Here is a 15,243-nt window from a genome sequence, read left to right on the forward strand (position 1 = left end):
AGCGCAGCTAGCTCCCGGAAAAACTAGCTCCCGGAAACAGAACCCAAGGCACCCAGACAATAAAACTTCGTCTCCAGGTATTCCTCGATGCCGGCAGTGCCGCCCTCGCGACCGAGACCGGATTGCTTGACGCCGCCGAAGGGTACCGGCGGGCCGGTCATTTTCACCGAGTTGATCGCCACCATGCCGTATTCCAGGGCACGCAGGAGCTTCCAGATACGGCGAATGTCGTGGGTATAGACATAGGCCGCCAGACCGTACTCGGTGTCATTGGCCAGCTTGATGACCTCATCGTCATCCTTGTAGGCGGTGATGCCAGCCACCGGCGAGAAGCTCTCCTCGCGCCAGGCCTTCATGTAGGGCGTCACGCCAGTGAGCAACGTGGGCATGAAGAAATTGGGCCCCGGCGCCATGGACTGGTCGCCATGCACCAGCGTCGCGCCGCGCGAAATGGCGTCATCGACGATGCTGGATGCTTTCTCCACCGCCTGCTGATGAATCAGCGGCCCGATATCGATATTGGTCACCAGGCCATTGCCGACCTTGAGCGTTTCCATGCAGGCGACGAACTGCTCGACGAACTCGTCATGGATCGACTCGTGCACCAGGATCCGGTTGGCGGCCAGGCAATCTTGCCCCCCGGTCTGAAACTTGGCGGCTACTGCAGCCCGCGCAGCCTCGGCGGGGTCCATGTCGGGGCCGACGATGAACGGCGCGTTGCCGCCCAGCTCCAGCGAGACACGCTTGACGCTATTGGCGGACTGCTCCAGCAATAACCGCCCGACGCGGGTGGAACCGGTGAACGACAACGCCTTGACGCGTTCTTCTTCGCACAACAACTTGGACACCTCGGCGGGCTCGCCCAGCACCACGTTGAAGACCCCGGCAGGAATCTCGGCGCGTTCGGCGAGCTCCGCCAGCGCCAGCGCCGAGAACGGCGTCTCGCCAGCCGGCTTGACGATGACCGTACAACCAGCGGCCAGCGCGGCACCGGCCTTGCGCGTGATCATCGCCAGCGGGAAGTTCCAGGGCGTAATCAATGCAGCCACCCCTACCGGCTCCTTGAGCGATCCCAGAGCGGCGTTGGGGATATGACTGGGAATGGTCTGCCCGAAGGTGCGCTTGCCCTCCTCGGCGAACCATTTGATGAAGCTGGCGCCGTATTCGATCTCGCCGCGTGAATCGGGCAGCGGCTTGCCCTGCTCGCGCGTCATGATGACCGCCAGATCTTCGCGATGCTCGATCAGCAGGTCATACCACGCCTGAAGACGCTCGGCACGCTCATCTGCACGCAGCGCACGCCACTGGGCGAAGGCGGCATCCGCGGCATCTACCGCCTCCCGCAATTGCGGGGCCTCGAGCCAGGGAATGTGGCCCAGCACCTCACCCGTCGCGGGGTCGACGACCGCTTCTTCGCGACCGCCGTCGCCGTGAGTCCATTTACCGTCGATATAAGCGTACTGACGCAATAGACGCGGATCGTTGAGTTTCATGCGCTACTTCTCCCAAAAACGAACCGGGCCTGGGTTGACTAACATCGAGCCCGGATAGGTCGTGGCGGATACATTCATCCAATGCCCACAGGATAAAGCAGCACAAGGCGGGAGAGTTTTTGTCTAGCGGGGTGGTCGTGACCGATTTTTTTCGAGTCACGCTCCAGGAAGGGCGTTTTTTTCTGCGCTCGCCCGCCACCGCCAGCAGGGGCGGCGGCGGACGTAAAACATTCAGATGTCGTGACGCGGCAGTAAATGCAACTTGCGCAGGCGTGCGTGAGCGTCTAGATACTCCTCGGCGGGCACTGCGCGGTACACATCCTCATGGGCGACATGCTTGACCAGCACGCGGCGCTCGCCAGCGATGCAGCCGGGCCCCTTGCCATGCAGGGTCACGACAACATCGGCGTCGCTTTCCAGCGTTGCTTGGCAACGCCCTTCGTTGTCACTGGCCTGGCGCACGACGACGGTTTCACCCAGCAACCAGCGCGGAGAAGCCCGACGCGAATGATGAAAGCGCCGCGCCAAGGCGTGGCATGCTCCGACACTCGGCGAGGCCGATAGAGCAAACGCCGCCCAAATGGCCAGAAAGCCCAGCGGCAAGCGCAACAGCCCGAGTGGCAACCATTGCAGCACCAGGCTTAGAGCAAACGCTATGGGCGTCGCCGTGACGATCAGCGTACTCAAGGCAAACGACGCCGGAACCCCTGCAAAGCCTAGGGAAATCAGGGTGCTGGCGAGGTGATCGTCACGCAGGCTGTCATGATCGAAGCACGAGACGCGTATCACGCGCAGCCCAGCCAACAGCCAGTAGACTGCCACTAATGCCAGCAAGACGAGGAAGAAGGCAAAGGGAAACCCCAATGCAGTCTGGATGAAAAGTTCCATGACAGCACCTCCCGGGTGATCCCGATGAGTTGAGCGGCGTACCCCCTGGGTATAGGAGGGGCGTTAATGGCGTCGTCCGAATATTTTGTGTAATGCCAACTTATGTGGCGACGCTTATGTAGTACTTAACAGCATAGCGTTGAGACGCCGGTTATGCGTCTCAACTTTGGTCGTAAGGCACGTATCATCAGCGCATCAGACGATCCGCTGACTCGGCTCCAGGCGTACCGCGACCGCCTTGGAGGTGGGCGTATCGGTTCCCACACCAACGCTTTCCAACGGCACCAACGCATTGGTTTCGGGATAGTAGGCGGCGGCGCACCCTTCGGGTGTCTCGTAGGCGACGATTCTGAATGCCGGGGCACGGCGGGGCTCGCCCTCGTGGTCGAGCCCCACCAGATCGACCCACTGGTCGCTTTCGAGCCCTAGTCGCGTAAGATCGGCAGGATTGACGAACACTACCCGGCGCTGGCCCTTGACGCCTCGGTAACGGTCGTCGTAACCGTACACGGTGGTGTTGTACTGATCGTGGCTGCGCAGCGTCTGCAGTGTCAGCCAACCGTCATCGCGGCGTGCGTGCAGGCGTTGATGCATCACCGCCTCAGGAAGCGACGCGGCACAGAACGTGGCCCGACCAGGTGACGTGTTGAAGCGACGTTGACTGGCGGCGTTTTCCAACCAGAAGCCTCCTGCCTGCCCCAGACGCGCATTGAAGTCCTCGAAACCTGGAATGACGGCCTCGATCTCGTCGCGAATGCGATCGTAATCAGCCACCATCGCGGTCCAGTCGACCACGCCAGCGTCGAGCCCACGACGCGGTAGTACCCGCGCCAGCGTGGCCTCGGCGATCCCCGCAATGATCGCCGGCTCCGAGCGCAGCCACTCGGAAGCCGGCGCCTGAATGCCGGCACTCCCGTGCACCATCGACATCGAGTCCTCGACGCTGACCTGCTGCGACGCGCCTGCCTCGCCTTGGCGGTCGATCTCGGTGCGCCCCAGGCATGGCAGGATCAGCGCGTCGCCACCGGTGATCAAGTGGCTGCGGTTGAGTTTGGTGCTGATCTGAACGTTGAGCCCCAGCCGGCGGAAGGCGCGCTCGGTGCGTTGGCTATCCGGCGTGGCCCGGGTGAAGTTGCCGCCCAGACCAATGAACACATCGGCCTCCCCCAGCTCCAGCGCGCGAATGGCGCCCACGGTATTATAACCCGGCGCGCGCGGCATGGTTACGCCGTTTTTTTCACCATAGCGCGCCTCCAGGGCGTCAATCAGCCAGGTAGGCGCCCTCTCGTCGATGCCCATGGTGCGGTCGCCCTGAACGTTGGAGTGACCGCGCACCGGGCACGCCCCCGCACCGGGACGCCCGATGTGGCCACCCAGTAGCAGCAGGTTGAGCAACTCGCGAACGGTGTCTACCGAGTGTTCGTGCTGGGTAATGCCCATCGCCCAAGTGATGATCATGCGCTCGGCGCGGGCGACGATATCCGCCACCTCCTCGACCTGAGTGCGCGCCAGGCCAGCCTGATCCTCGATGTCCGCCCACGGCGTGGCCTCGACCTGGGCCTGCCACTGCTCATAGCCGGCGGTGTGCGACTCGATGAAGGCACGGTCCGGCGTGAAGTGTCCCCGGGCTTCGAGCGCGAACAATGCCTTGGCGATACCGCGTGCCACCGCCATGTCGCCACCCATCTTGGGCTGATAGTAGTGCGAGGAGATGCGATGGCTGCCCTGCGTCAGCATCTCGCGCTTGTTTTGAGGATCGGCGAAACGCTCCAGGCCCCGTTCCTTGAGCGGATTGAAGCTGACGATGCGCGCGCCCCTCTCCGCCGCGCGCCGCAAGTCACCGAGCATACGAGGATGATTGGTGCCGGGGTTCTGGCCGAAGACCAGAATGGTATCGGCGACTTCGAAATCCTCTAGTTGAACGGTGCCCTTGCCGGTGCCGAGGCTGGCCTGCATGCCCACGCCACTGGCCTCGTGGCACATGTTCGAACAGTCGGGAAGATTGTTGGTGCCATAGAGGCGCACGAACAGCTGATACAGATACGCCGCTTCGTTGCTGGCCCGCCCGGAAGTGTAGAACAGCGCACGATCGGGATCGGGCAGCGCCGCCAAGCGTTCGGCGATCAGCGCAAACGCCGCCTCCCAGTCGATGGGCACGTAGCGGTCGCTGGCCGCATCGTACCGCATGGGTTCGGTGAGCCGGCCCTGGTCCTCGAGGCGAAAATCGTCCCACTCGCGCAGCTCGCTCAGCGTGTGACGCTCGAAGAAACGCCGCGTGACGCGTTTCTTGGTGCTCTCCCAGGCCACGGCTTTGACGCCGTTTTCGCAGAACTCGAACGACGAACCGTGCAGCGGATCGCCCCACGCACAGCCCGGGCAATCGAAGCCTTGCGGCTGGTTGGTAGACAGCAAAGCCCGCACGCCCTTGAACGGCGCCTGGCTACGTTTGAGATGACGCCCTACGCTTCGCATCGCGCCCCAGCCACCCGCCGGGCCGGTGTAGGGTTCGACGCTCGGCGCGCGGGTCAGGTGTGCGTCCGCCTCGGGGAGACGCTCCTCGGCCTCACTTGCGGGAGACACCTCGCGGCCGTCGGGTAATGAAGTCTGATGATGGGAAACCATGGCACCCTCGATGACGTAGTGGGTGAAACGTAGTGGAAAAATAACGCGATGAACGTGATCAATACCCGGAGAACGGACAGTACCCGAAGGCTATGTCGCGCCACTCAAGCGTTCGAGATGCCGACCGCGATGACAACAGATCAAATTGAGGTCGCAGGCCCGCGCGATCTCGACCGCCAGGCTCGAGGGCAACGACAACGTGGCCAGCGTGGTGATCCCGGCACGCACGGTCTTCTGCACCAGCTCCATACTACAGCGGCTGGAAAGCAGCACCGCCGCGGGCATCTCGCCATGTGCCAACCCTTCGCCGATGATCCGGTCCAGGGCGTTGTGGCGTCCGATATCCACGCCGCGCATCAATACCTCGCCATCGCCGTCGAGCGCCAACGCCATATGCAGCCCGGCACGTGCATGACGTTGCAGACGCTCCACACCGCACATCAAGGCTTCGGGCGCCAAGGGCTCACACGCCGGCAAACGTCTCAACCCCTGCATCAACTGCGACTCCTCGGCCACGCCGCAGGCCCCACAGCTCGACACTGAAGCCCCGGCGCGTTGCAGACCAGCGGCACGCGCCTCGGTCTGCGACGACACCACCAGCCGCACCAACAGCCCGTGACGCAGCCGCGACAGGCGAATGTCCTCGACCTGCTCGGCGCGTTCGATCCAGCCCGCCGTGAAAGCATGCCCCAGCGCCAGCGGTTCGAGGGCTTCAGGCGTCGCCAACAACGTCACCATGGCGGTCTCGTTGAGCGACAGGGTCAGCGGCTGCTCCTGCGGGCCGTCGAGCGTGCGCAAGGGCCGATTGCGCTGATCGTCATAGCGCGAGGCAGCGGAAAATGAATGCGATGTCATCGGCTCTGGTGGCATATAAAGGTTCCATCGGGAAACGAAATGACCGACGCAAGACACATCCTGTGTAACGCCCGCGCGGGCATCGACTTCCCCTCAGGCGGACTCGCTCCCGGAGCGTTCGCCCCGCGCCCGAACGGAAACACGAAGTACGTCGTTCACCCTAGCGCGCCCTTTCACGCCTAGACCAATCGAACTAAGCGATGCATCGATAGAGCGGCTCGATCAAGTCGCCCCGGACACCGCTTGCCACAGGTCGAGCACGGCTTGCAGGCGGCGCCCGCGCGGTGTCCTCTGTGGCCACAGCATGCCGACACGGTCTCCTTCGCCGGGCAGGCGACGCGCCACGAGGCCGGGCGCCCCTTCGCCGTCTTGTAGCCAGCGGCGGCGCACGAACTGCTCGGGTAACACCGATACGCCCAACCCCGCAAGCAGCCATTCCCCCAATGCCGCGGTAGCATCGGTTTCGAGGGCAGGCGTCAGCGTCAGCCCTTGGCCCGCCAAGCGCCTTTCCAGCAAGTGGCGCTGATGCATGTCCGGGGTCAGCAGACACAGCGGGTACTCGGCCAACTGCGCCCACTGCGGTGCCTCGGGCACGGCAAAGTGCGCGGGGGATGCCACCAGGGCGGGATATTCATCGAACAGGGGACGATGCGCGAACCCCGCCATCGCCGGCGCATCCAGGTAGCCGATCGCCAGGTCCAAGTCACCGTCTTCCAGGCCCTGCGCCAACATGGGCGTCGCCAGTTCGCGCACGCGCAGAACGAGGCCGGGATGCGCGGCGCGCAGCGGCGGCAGCAACTCGGTGAGCGCATTCAGTGCAGTGGGGATCACTCCCAGGGTCAGGCGGCCGACCAGCGGCGCCGGGGATGCCAGGTCACCGCGTAGGGCTTCGAACTCGCCGAGGATGCGGCGTGCATGTCCCAACACGCGCTCACCCTCGGCGGTGAAACCCTCGAAGCGATGACCGCGACGAATCAACGGCGTGGCCAGCTCCTCCTCGAGTTGCCGCAGGCGCGCCGACAAGGTCGGCTGGGTTACATGGCACGTCTTGGCGGCGCGTCCGAAGTGGCGCTCTCGCGCCAGGGCACATAAAAACGCAAGTTGGCGATGATCCATGGCGCGCTACGATTCGTCGTCGTGCAACGACAACGGCGGTGTGGTGCGTTTCACGGTCTTGGTGACGATATAGGTGAAGTAGCGCTCGATCCCCAGGCCATCCACCAGCCAGGCATCGATGGTGCGCTGGTAGGCATCGATGGAGTCGGTTTCGAACTTGACCAGGTAGTCGACGCCGCCGCCCACCGCGACGCACTCGGTCACCTCCGGCGTCTCGGCGACGGCTTTCTCGAAACGCGCGAAGCTCGCCGCCTGATGGGTCGAAAGCTCGATCTGCACCCAGACCGGCGTGCGCTTGACCACCAGGGCCGGATTGAGCCGAGCGCCATAGCCTTCGATGACACCGGCTTTTTCCAAGCGCCGTACGCGCTCCCAGCAGGGACTGACCGAGAGATTGATCGCCTCGGCCAGTTTCGACTTGGTGATGCGCCCATCTCGCGACAGGATATGGAGAATCTTGAGATCGTAGCGGTCGAGTTTCATGTGGTGTGGTGACCCATCCTCAACGCTCGAGACTATCGACGACTTCCGCGATCACCGCAATCGTATCGCCCATGTTCACCTGCGCCGGAAAGCGCCGCGCCACCAGCACACCATCGCGCTGGGCATGATAAACGATCGGCTCGCTACCGGTGCGCGTCATGTCATAGATACGCGCGATCACATCGCCGCGCCGCACCGTCTCGCCCAGCGCGAAACTCAGTTCCAGCAGGCCACTATGCTCGCTCTGCACGTAGCAAGACGCGTCGGGCATGTCCACGTACACCTGCTGGCCGGCCGGGGATTCCAGCTGGCCTTCGATCAGCCCGTAGTGAATCAGAAAATTGCGCACGCCGCGCTCGGCGATGGCCATGCGCTCCGGCGTGGTAGTGCCGCCGCCGCCCAACTCGGTGGTCACGAAGGTCTTGCCCTGGGATTCCACGGCCGTGTCGTAGAGCTTGGTGGCATCGAGCTCGAACATCATCATCGCCACCGGCGCACCGAAGGAAACCGCGCCGGCAAGGCTTTGCGCTTCCTGGGTACGATCATCGAGACGGTGCGCCGCGGCGAAGGGCAGGATATCCAACGTACGACCGCCGGAGTGCAGATCCAACGCCACATCGCACATCGGCACCAGTTCACGCGTGAAGTAATCGGCGATCTGCTCGGTGACGCCGCCGTCGGGGTTGCCGGGAAAACTGCGGTTGAGATTGCCGCCATCCAGGCCCGAGGTGCGCTTGCCGGCGGTCGCGGCCGGCACGTTCATGATCGGTACGATGATCACGCGGCCGCGCACGTCCTCGGCACGCAGTGTATTGCTGAGCTTGAGCAGCGCAGTGATACCCTCGTATTCATCGCCGTGGTTGCCAGCGGTGAGCAGCGCCGTGGGCCCCGCACCGTTGTTGATCACGGTTATTGGAATCATCACCGCGCCCCAGGCCGATTCATCGATGGAGATCGGCAGCTTGAGAAAACCGTGCTGAATGCCGTCGGCATCGAAATCGACGGTGGGTGACACCGGGCTGGGTCGCTTGCTCATATCATGTTCTCCTCGTCTCGCGTCCCACGGTTCAGCACACGAACAGCTGGCGTGGAAAGTTGGCCAGCGTCTCGCAGCCAGTCTCGGTAATCAGAATGCTTTCTGTGATCTCCAGGCCCCAGTCGTCCTCCCAGAGACCCGGCATGAAATGAAACGTCATCCCTGGTTCGAGGATGGTGTCGTCGGAGGGGCGCAGACTGATATTACGCTCGCCCCAATCCGGCGGATAGCTGATGCCGATGGAATAGCCACAACGCGCCCCGCCACGGTCGAAGCCGTACTTGTCCATTGCCGCGCCCAGTGCCATGGCGATGTCGGCGGCACGATTGCCCGGCTTGGCCACCGCCAGGCCATTCTCGATACCCTCGAGCAAGGCCGACTCGGCGCGAAGAAACTGACTCGGCGGCGTGCCCAGATACACCGTGCGCGACATCGGCGCATGATAACGCTTGTAGACGCCGGCGATCTCGAAGAAGGTGCCCTCGCCCTCGCGAAACGGGGTGTCGTCCCAGGTCAGGTGCGGTGCGGCGGCGTCCTTGCCGGTCGGCAGCATGGGCACGATGGCCGGATAATCACCGCCGTAGACGCGCCCGTGCGGATCGACCCAGCCCTCGATGCCCACGCGATAGATCTCGGACACCACCTTGCTCTTGGGCACCCCCGGCTGAATGACCTCGAGGATGCGCGAATGCATGCCCTCGACGATCCGCGCCGCGATGCGCATGTACTCGATTTCCTGCGGCGACTTGATCGCCCGGCACCAGTTGACCAGCGAATTGGCATCCGCGAAACGCGCGTGCGGCAATTCGCGCACGAGGCTCAAATACGCCTTGGCGGAAAAGTAGTAGTTATCCATCTCCATGCCGATGGTACCCTCGTGCCAGCCACGATCCGGCAGGATCGACTGCGCCAGGTACTCCATGGGATGCATATCGGGATTTTGAACGTAATAATCCGGGTAATAGGTAATGTTCTCCGGATGGATCCAACAGGTGCGTAGCGCCCCGTTGGCATCCATGCGGCGTCCATACCAGACCGGCTCGCCTTCCAGGCCGAGCAGCACGCACTGATGCACATAGAAGGACCAACCATCGTACCCCGTCAACCACGCCATATTGGACGGATCGCTGACGACCAGTACGTCGATCCCTCTTTGGGCCATGGCCGAACGCACCTTGTGCAGCCGGCCGGCGTATTCCTCACGAGTGAAAGGCAGGGAAACCTCAGACATGGCACCACTCGCCCGACAGAATTGCTCATCCCTGATCTCCCGGACGGGAGGCAGGACCCTGCATTCGATGAAATAAATTGTACTGACAAAAGGAAGGAAAAAATCAGTACAATTGTCGATCAATGCGTTGTCGACGATACTAGCATTCACGCGCTGCTTGCCGTCAAAGGCTTTATTGTGTCATGACAATTGACCTGACACCCTATCTCCCGGCCCACGGGCCCAAGTATCTGGCCATCGCCCGAGCACTCGCCGAGGCCATTCGCCAGGGCGAACTCACGCCCGGCACGCGCCTGCCTCCACACCGTTGCCTGGCCGAGACACTGGCGGTGAGCGTGCAAACCGTCTCGCGCGCCTACGCCCAGGCGGAAAAGATGGGCCTGGTGCAGGCCCGCGTGGGTAGCGGTACCTGGATCAACAGTCTCGACGACAGCCAGGAAGCCGAGTACCTGCGTAGCGCCAACATGGCCATGGATGTCTCGCCCGTGGATCTTTCCATCGCGCATCCGATCTGCCCGCCCGGGCATCATCTGCACTTTCGCGAAACACTTCGCGACGTGGCAGACAGCGCGCATCCCGATGTCATCGATGCCTGCCGCCCCATCGCGGGGCTGCTCCACCAGCGCGAGCGCGCCAGCCAATGGCTGCACGACACGCTCGGCGTACCCGGTACTCCCGATGATCGAGTGCTGTGCAACGGCGCCGCCCATGGTGTGATGTTGGCCATCGCCACGCTGGTCCAGCATGGCGACGTGGTGTTGACCGAGGCGCTGACCGACCACGGCTTGATCGCCTTGTCACGCACGCTGGGCTTGCAACTGCGCGGCGTAGCCATCGACGAACAGGGGGTAATTCCCGAGGCCCTCGACGCCGCGTGCCGTCGCTACCGACCACGTGCCGTATGCCTGACGCCCACCCAGCTCAACCCCACCGGCGCGACCATGGACAACGCACGCCGCGATGCCGTGGCTGAGGTGCTGGCGCGACACGGCACCTGGCTGATCGAAGACGACGTTCACGCCCTGCTCGAACCGCCGGGACTGAGTCCGCTGACCGCGCGTCTACCGCGCCAGAGCTTTCATGTCACCAGCCTGACCAAGGCCACCGTCTCGGGATTGCGCGCCGGCTATCTCAGCGTGCCGCGCGGACAGCTGCACCACACCCTGCCACGGCTGCGCGCCACCAGTTGGATGGCTACGCCGCTCGTCTTCGAGATCGCCGACCGTTGGCTGGCCGATGGCACCGTCGACACCCTGGCCAGCGAGCAGCGGCGTCTGCTCGCCGAACGCCAGCAGCTGACCCGCACACGCCTCGCGGGCCACGCCATGGCCTCGCGTCCCACGGGCATGCATATATGGCTGGCCCTGCCCGGGGCATGGCGTGCGGAGGAGCTGCAACAACAAGCGCTGCAGGAAGGCTTGGCGATTTCCACGGCGCAGTCGTTCATGGTTGATCAGGGCCCTCCACCTCGGCGTATTCGCTTGAGCCTGGGTGGCGAAAACGATCCAGAACGCTTCGATCAGGGATTGACGATTCTCGCCCGCTTGCTCGGCGAGGCTCCGCCACCGATGCTACAAATCGTATAGCGCGATGGGCGCGCATCAACGCCGCCCCTCATCCATCATCCACGACCACCTCATGAGGACTTCATGCGCATCTTGATCCATGCCGACGACGCCGCGCTCTGGAAAGACAGGCTCGCTTCGCGTTTACCCTCGGCGGAGTTCGCCATCAGTGGCGAAACGAGCGACTTCCAGGCTGACTATCTCGCGGCATGGAAGCCACCGGCATCGCTTTTCGAGGCTCAGCCAGCACTCAAGGGCATCGTCAATCTCGGCGCCGGCGTGGATGCGTTGCTCAACAACCCCGCGCTTCCCCGCGACATCCCCATCGTCAAGCTGCGCGATGCCGGTATGGGCGAGCTGATCGCCGACTATGTACGCTATGGTGTGCTGCATTTTCAGCGCGATTTCGACCGTTACCGTCGCCAGCAGCATCACACCACCTGGCGCGAACACGCGCTCACGCCCAAGCGCGAATGGGCAGTCGGAGTTCTCGGGCTGGGGTCCATCGGACGGCATGTGGCGCGCCAGCTCGCCAACGACGGCTACCCCGTGCATGGCTGGAGCCGCTCGCCCAAGGCCCTCAAGGGCATCACCTGCCATGACGGTGACGACGGCCTCCAGACCCTGCTCGGCAAGGCCCACACCCTGGTCACGCTATTGCCCGATACTCCCGCCACACGCGGAATCATCGACCGTGACGCCCTGGCCGCTTTACCCGACAGCGCCAGCCTGATCAACCCTGGACGCGGCACGCTGATCGACGAGACTGCACTGCTCGAAGCCCTGGGCACTGGAGAGGAAGAAAACGGCCGGCTGCGCGGCGCATTGCTCGATGCATTTCCTACGGAGCCGCTGCCCGACGACAGCCCGCTGTGGCAACATCCTCGCCTGTGGATAACGCCGCACATGGCCGGCCCGACTCCCATCGACGAAGCCGCCGACCAGGTCGCCAAGGCCCTCACCGCAATGCAGGCCGGAGAGGCCATCGATACGGTGGACCCCAAGGCCGGTTACTGACAGGCCTGAGCCTGGGCCTCGGTATCGGCCAATGGAACGCGGGCGTCCTGGCTATCGAAGACATGGCAATGCGCCACCGAAAACGCGAGTGACAAGCGCTGCCCTTCGCGGGCGGCGTGCGCGCCATCCAGGCGCACTACCAACCATTCTTCAAGCCCGGGCAAACGCGTATAGGCCAGCGTGTCCGCCCCCAGCGGCTCGAGCATCTCGACCGTCACATCCAGGACCGCTGCTGCATCTGACATGGACGTCGCTGCGATGAGGTGTTCCGGACGCACGCCAAGGGTCGCCGCGCGACCTTCGGGGATCGCCACGGGGAGTGCAACTGGGTTTCCATTAGGCAGTACCACGCCACCACGATGGGCCGTCACGGGCAGGAAATTCATCGCCGGCGAGCCCAGAAAACTCGCCACGAAACGCGTCGCCGGCCGCTCATAGAGTGCCATTGGCGTACCGCACTGCTCGACGTGACCACCGTTCATCACCACCAGACGATCCGCCAGGGTCATCGCCTCCACTTGATCATGCGTCACATAGACCGACGTCACGGCAAGCCGCTTCTGAAGGCGCCGGATTTCCAGCCGCATCTGCACACGCAGCTTGGCATCGAGGTTGGAAAGCGGCTCGTCGAATAGAAAGACTTGCGGCTCACGCACAATCGCCCGCCCCATCGCCACACGCTGGCGCTGTCCCCCAGATAACTGTCGCGGACGCCGGTCCAGCAACTCGGCGAGGTCGAGCAACTGAGCCGTTTCGGTCACCCGGCGCCGAATTTCGTCCTTGGGGGTACCACGGTTTTTTAGTGCATAGGCCATGTTGTCGAACACACTCATATGGGGATAGAGCGCGTAGTTCTGAAACACCATGGCTATGTCGCGCTCAGCGGGCTCCAACGCATTGACGCGCTGATCATTGATCGTGAGCTCCCCCTCGGTGATCGACTCCAGTCCCGCCAATGTGCGTAGCAAGGTCGACTTGCCGCACCCCGAGGGCCCCACCACGACCATCAATTCCCCATCCCCAACGTCCAGGTCGATGCCGTGCAAAGCAGTGATGCCATTGGGATAGCGTTTGCGAATACCGTTGAGTCGTAAGGTCGCCATATCGAATCACTCATTGAGCGCCGGACAGCGCCGGGCGCGCTTATTTTTCGCTGTCGACCAGCCCCTTCACGAAGTACCGCTGCATTAGAAGGATCACCAAGACGGGCGGCAACATGGCCAATACCGCCGTGGCGGTGACGTTTTGCCAGGGCACGAGGCCATCGGCACTGGTCAACAAGCGCTTGAGGCTGACCACGATGGTCAGGTAGTCGGCATCGTTGGTGATCAACAACGGCCACAGGTACTGGTTCCAGCCATACAGGAACATGATCACGAACAACGCCGCGAGGTTGGTCTTCGAAAGCGGCAGCAGGATGTCTCGCAGAAAGCGCCAAGGGCCGGCACCGTCGATACGCGCCGCCTCGACCAATTCGGGTGGAATGGTGAGATAGAACTGACGCAGCAGAAACGTCGCGGTGGCACTGGCGATCAAAGGCAGTATCAGCCCCGCGTAGCTATCCAGCAGCCCCAGGTCGGCGACCACTTCGAACGTCGGCAGAATGCGCACCTCCACCGGCAGCATCAAAGTGATGAAAATCAGCCAGAAGCAAAGCCGCCGAAAGGGAAAGTCGAAGAAGACGATGGCATAAGCAGCCAGTACCGAGATCGCGATCTTGCCGATGGCAATGCCCAACGCCATGATCATCGAATTGATGAGCAGGGTCAGCACATCGGTTCCCAGGCCGCCGACCGAACCGCTGAGCAAGTGGCGATAATTATCCCACCCCGCCTCACCGAACCATAACGGTGCCGTCTGCGAATAGAGCGCCCCCAGCGTATGAGTGCTCGCTGTGAAGACCAACCACACCGGCAGTAGAAACAACAGGCAACACACGGCCAGCAGCGCATGGCTCAGCCTGTCCAAACCAGGTCGACGATAATGCATCAGTACTGCACCTTCTTTTCGACGTAGCGAAACTGAAACCACGTCAGGCCTCCGACCAAGGCCATCAACAACACCGACTGGGCGGCACTGGCGCCCATATCCTGCCCGACGAAGCCATCCTGATAGACCTTGTAAACCAGTGTCGTGGTCGCGCCGCCGGGGCCACCGGAGGTCACCATATCGATGGTGCCGAAGGTCTCGAAGAAGGCGTAGACACTGTTCATGACCAGCAAGAAAAACGCGGTGGGCGACAACAGCGGAAAAGTGATGGTCCAGAAACGTCGCCATGGACCCGCACGGTCGATGGCCGCCGCCTCAAGAAGACTGTTGGGCACTGACTGCAACGCGGCGAGAAAAAACACGAAGTTGTAGCTCATTTGTTTCCAGATCGACGCCATGATCACCAGGGCCAAGGCCTGGGCGCCATTGAGCTTGTGGTCCCACTCGATGCCCATATTGCCCAGCAGGCCACTGATCAGCCCTAGTGTCGGATCGAACAAAAACAGCCACAGCACGCCCGCCACCGCTGGCGCCACCGCATAGGGCCATACCAACAGTGTCCGGTAGACGCGTGCACCGCGTATGACGCGGTCAGCCATGACCGCCAACAGCAGCGCAATACTCATCGCACCCACCGCGACAGCCAGCGAAAAGATCAGCGTCGTGCCGGCTGCCTGGTAATACGTCGGGTCGCTCAAGACAGCCTTGAAATTGACAAGCCCGGCGAACTCTCGCGACAGACCAAAGGCATCCTCGACATAGAAGGCTTGCTCAATGGCCTGCAAGGCCGGCCAGAAGAAGAACACCAGGACGATGCCGAGCTGCGGCGCCATCAATATCCAAGGCGTGATCCTATGGCGCTGAAACGGAGCACTCATGACATTCCTCGGTATCTCGATGAGGACTACCTGCCACCCTGCTCAAACACGAACGCCCGGCAACCGGGCG

The 15,243-nt window shown here is 62.9% G+C and carries 13 protein-coding genes; 2 read left to right on the forward strand and 11 right to left on the reverse strand.

Annotated features, from left to right (window positions below; all coding sequences use genetic code 11):
- Positions 1 to 23: 23 nt before the first annotated feature.
- The 8 genes from SR908_RS04550 to doeA all read right to left on the reverse strand — a co-directional run bounded on the left by SR908_RS04550 (position 24) and on the right by doeA (position 9,724).
- Positions 24 to 1,493 (reverse strand): NAD-dependent succinate-semialdehyde dehydrogenase, encoded by a 1,470-nt coding sequence (locus SR908_RS04550; protein WP_246919782.1) that lies wholly within the window; start codon positions 1,491 to 1,493, stop codon positions 24 to 26.
- Positions 1,494 to 1,724: 231 nt separating this feature from the next.
- On the reverse strand, positions 1,725 to 2,381 hold the full coding sequence (locus tag SR908_RS04555) for a hypothetical protein (protein ID WP_246919779.1): 657 nt from the start codon (positions 2,379 to 2,381) through the stop codon (positions 1,725 to 1,727).
- A gap of 195 nt (positions 2,382 to 2,576) precedes the next feature.
- Positions 2,577 to 5,003, reverse strand: a complete 2,427-nt coding sequence (locus tag SR908_RS04560; RefSeq protein ID WP_246919776.1) for an FdhF/YdeP family oxidoreductase — start codon at positions 5,001 to 5,003, stop codon at positions 2,577 to 2,579.
- Between the two features lie 90 nt (positions 5,004 to 5,093).
- Positions 5,094 to 5,858, reverse strand: a complete 765-nt coding sequence (locus SR908_RS04565) for a formate dehydrogenase accessory sulfurtransferase FdhD (protein WP_245798019.1) — start codon at positions 5,856 to 5,858, stop codon at positions 5,094 to 5,096.
- 222 nt (positions 5,859 to 6,080) lie between these two features.
- The gene (locus tag SR908_RS04570; protein ID WP_246919766.1) at positions 6,081 to 6,974 is read right to left on the reverse strand and encodes a LysR family transcriptional regulator; all 894 of its coding nucleotides are present in this window, start codon (positions 6,972 to 6,974) and stop codon (positions 6,081 to 6,083) included.
- A 6-nt stretch (positions 6,975 to 6,980) separates the two neighbouring features.
- Positions 6,981 to 7,457 carry an Lrp/AsnC family transcriptional regulator gene (locus SR908_RS04575; RefSeq protein ID WP_246919764.1) on the reverse strand — a complete coding sequence of 159 codons (477 nt, stop codon included), beginning with the start codon at positions 7,455 to 7,457 and terminating at the stop codon, positions 6,981 to 6,983.
- A 19-nt stretch (positions 7,458 to 7,476) separates the two neighbouring features.
- Positions 7,477 to 8,493: a N(2)-acetyl-L-2,4-diaminobutanoate deacetylase DoeB gene (gene doeB / locus SR908_RS04580; protein WP_246919762.1), complete on the reverse strand. Its 1,017-nt coding sequence runs from the start codon at positions 8,491 to 8,493 to the stop codon at positions 7,477 to 7,479.
- 31 nt (positions 8,494 to 8,524) lie between these two features.
- Complete coding sequence (gene doeA / locus SR908_RS04585; protein WP_075368193.1) at positions 8,525 to 9,724, reverse strand: ectoine hydrolase DoeA; 1,200 nt, start codon at positions 9,722 to 9,724, stop codon at positions 8,525 to 8,527.
- Between the two features lie 182 nt (positions 9,725 to 9,906).
- Between doeA and ehuR the strand changes: the two genes are divergently transcribed.
- Both ehuR and SR908_RS04595 read left to right on the forward strand, forming a co-directional pair.
- Positions 9,907 to 11,310, forward strand: coding sequence for a MocR-like ectoine utilization transcription factor EhuR (ehuR, locus tag SR908_RS04590; RefSeq protein ID WP_246919760.1), 1,404 nt, complete (start codon positions 9,907 to 9,909; stop codon positions 11,308 to 11,310).
- 63 nt (positions 11,311 to 11,373) lie between these two features.
- The gene (locus SR908_RS04595) at positions 11,374 to 12,306 is read left to right on the forward strand and encodes a 2-hydroxyacid dehydrogenase (RefSeq protein WP_246919757.1); all 933 of its coding nucleotides are present in this window, start codon (positions 11,374 to 11,376) and stop codon (positions 12,304 to 12,306) included.
- Here SR908_RS04595 and SR908_RS04600 read toward each other — a convergent pair.
- From SR908_RS04600 to ugpA, 3 genes are read right to left on the reverse strand one after another with little or no spacing between them, the layout of a single operon-like run.
- Complete coding sequence (locus tag SR908_RS04600) at positions 12,300 to 13,409, reverse strand: sn-glycerol-3-phosphate import ATP-binding protein UgpC (protein WP_246919754.1); 1,110 nt, start codon at positions 13,407 to 13,409, stop codon at positions 12,300 to 12,302. The genes SR908_RS04595 and SR908_RS04600 overlap by 7 nt on opposite strands.
- 40 nt (positions 13,410 to 13,449) lie before the next feature.
- On the reverse strand, positions 13,450 to 14,295 hold the full coding sequence (ugpE, locus tag SR908_RS04605; protein ID WP_246919751.1) for a sn-glycerol-3-phosphate ABC transporter permease UgpE: 846 nt from the start codon (positions 14,293 to 14,295) through the stop codon (positions 13,450 to 13,452).
- Positions 14,295 to 15,173: a sn-glycerol-3-phosphate ABC transporter permease UgpA gene (gene ugpA / locus SR908_RS04610; protein ID WP_097021987.1), complete on the reverse strand. Its 879-nt coding sequence runs from the start codon at positions 15,171 to 15,173 to the stop codon at positions 14,295 to 14,297. The genes ugpE and ugpA overlap by 1 nt, the downstream gene beginning before the upstream one ends.
- Between the last annotated feature and the right edge of the window lie 70 nt (positions 15,174 to 15,243).

Origin of the sequence: Chromohalobacter canadensis (assembly GCF_034479555.1) — a bacterium.
In the GTDB taxonomy this organism is placed as follows: Bacteria; Pseudomonadota; Gammaproteobacteria; order Pseudomonadales; family Halomonadaceae; genus Chromohalobacter; species Chromohalobacter canadensis.

Coding starts and splice junctions, on each gene's coding strand:
- SR908_RS04550 (WP_246919782.1), bottom strand. CDS start 1,493: ATGAAACTCAACGATCCGCGTCTATTGCGTCAGTACGCTTATATCGAC.
- SR908_RS04555 (WP_246919779.1), bottom strand. CDS start 2,381: ATGGAACTTTTCATCCAGACTGCATTGGGGTTTCCCTTTGCCTTCTTC.
- SR908_RS04560 (WP_246919776.1), bottom strand. CDS start 5,003: ATGGTTTCCCATCATCAGACTTCATTACCCGACGGCCGCGAGGTGTCT.
- SR908_RS04565 (WP_245798019.1), bottom strand. CDS start 5,858: ATGACATCGCATTCATTTTCCGCTGCCTCGCGCTATGACGATCAGCGC.
- SR908_RS04570 (WP_246919766.1), bottom strand. CDS start 6,974: ATGGATCATCGCCAACTTGCGTTTTTATGTGCCCTGGCGCGAGAGCGC.
- SR908_RS04575 (WP_246919764.1), bottom strand. CDS start 7,457: ATGAAACTCGACCGCTACGATCTCAAGATTCTCCATATCCTGTCGCGA.
- doeB (WP_246919762.1), bottom strand. CDS start 8,493: ATGAGCAAGCGACCCAGCCCGGTGTCACCCACCGTCGATTTCGATGCC.
- doeA (WP_075368193.1), bottom strand. CDS start 9,724: ATGTCTGAGGTTTCCCTGCCTTTCACTCGTGAGGAATACGCCGGCCGG.
- ehuR (WP_246919760.1), top strand. CDS start 9,907: ATGACAATTGACCTGACACCCTATCTCCCGGCCCACGGGCCCAAGTAT.
- SR908_RS04595 (WP_246919757.1), top strand. CDS start 11,374: ATGCGCATCTTGATCCATGCCGACGACGCCGCGCTCTGGAAAGACAGG.
- SR908_RS04600 (WP_246919754.1), bottom strand. CDS start 13,409: ATGGCGACCTTACGACTCAACGGTATTCGCAAACGCTATCCCAATGGC.
- ugpE (WP_246919751.1), bottom strand. CDS start 14,295: ATGCATTATCGTCGACCTGGTTTGGACAGGCTGAGCCATGCGCTGCTG.
- ugpA (WP_097021987.1), bottom strand. CDS start 15,173: ATGAGTGCTCCGTTTCAGCGCCATAGGATCACGCCTTGGATATTGATG.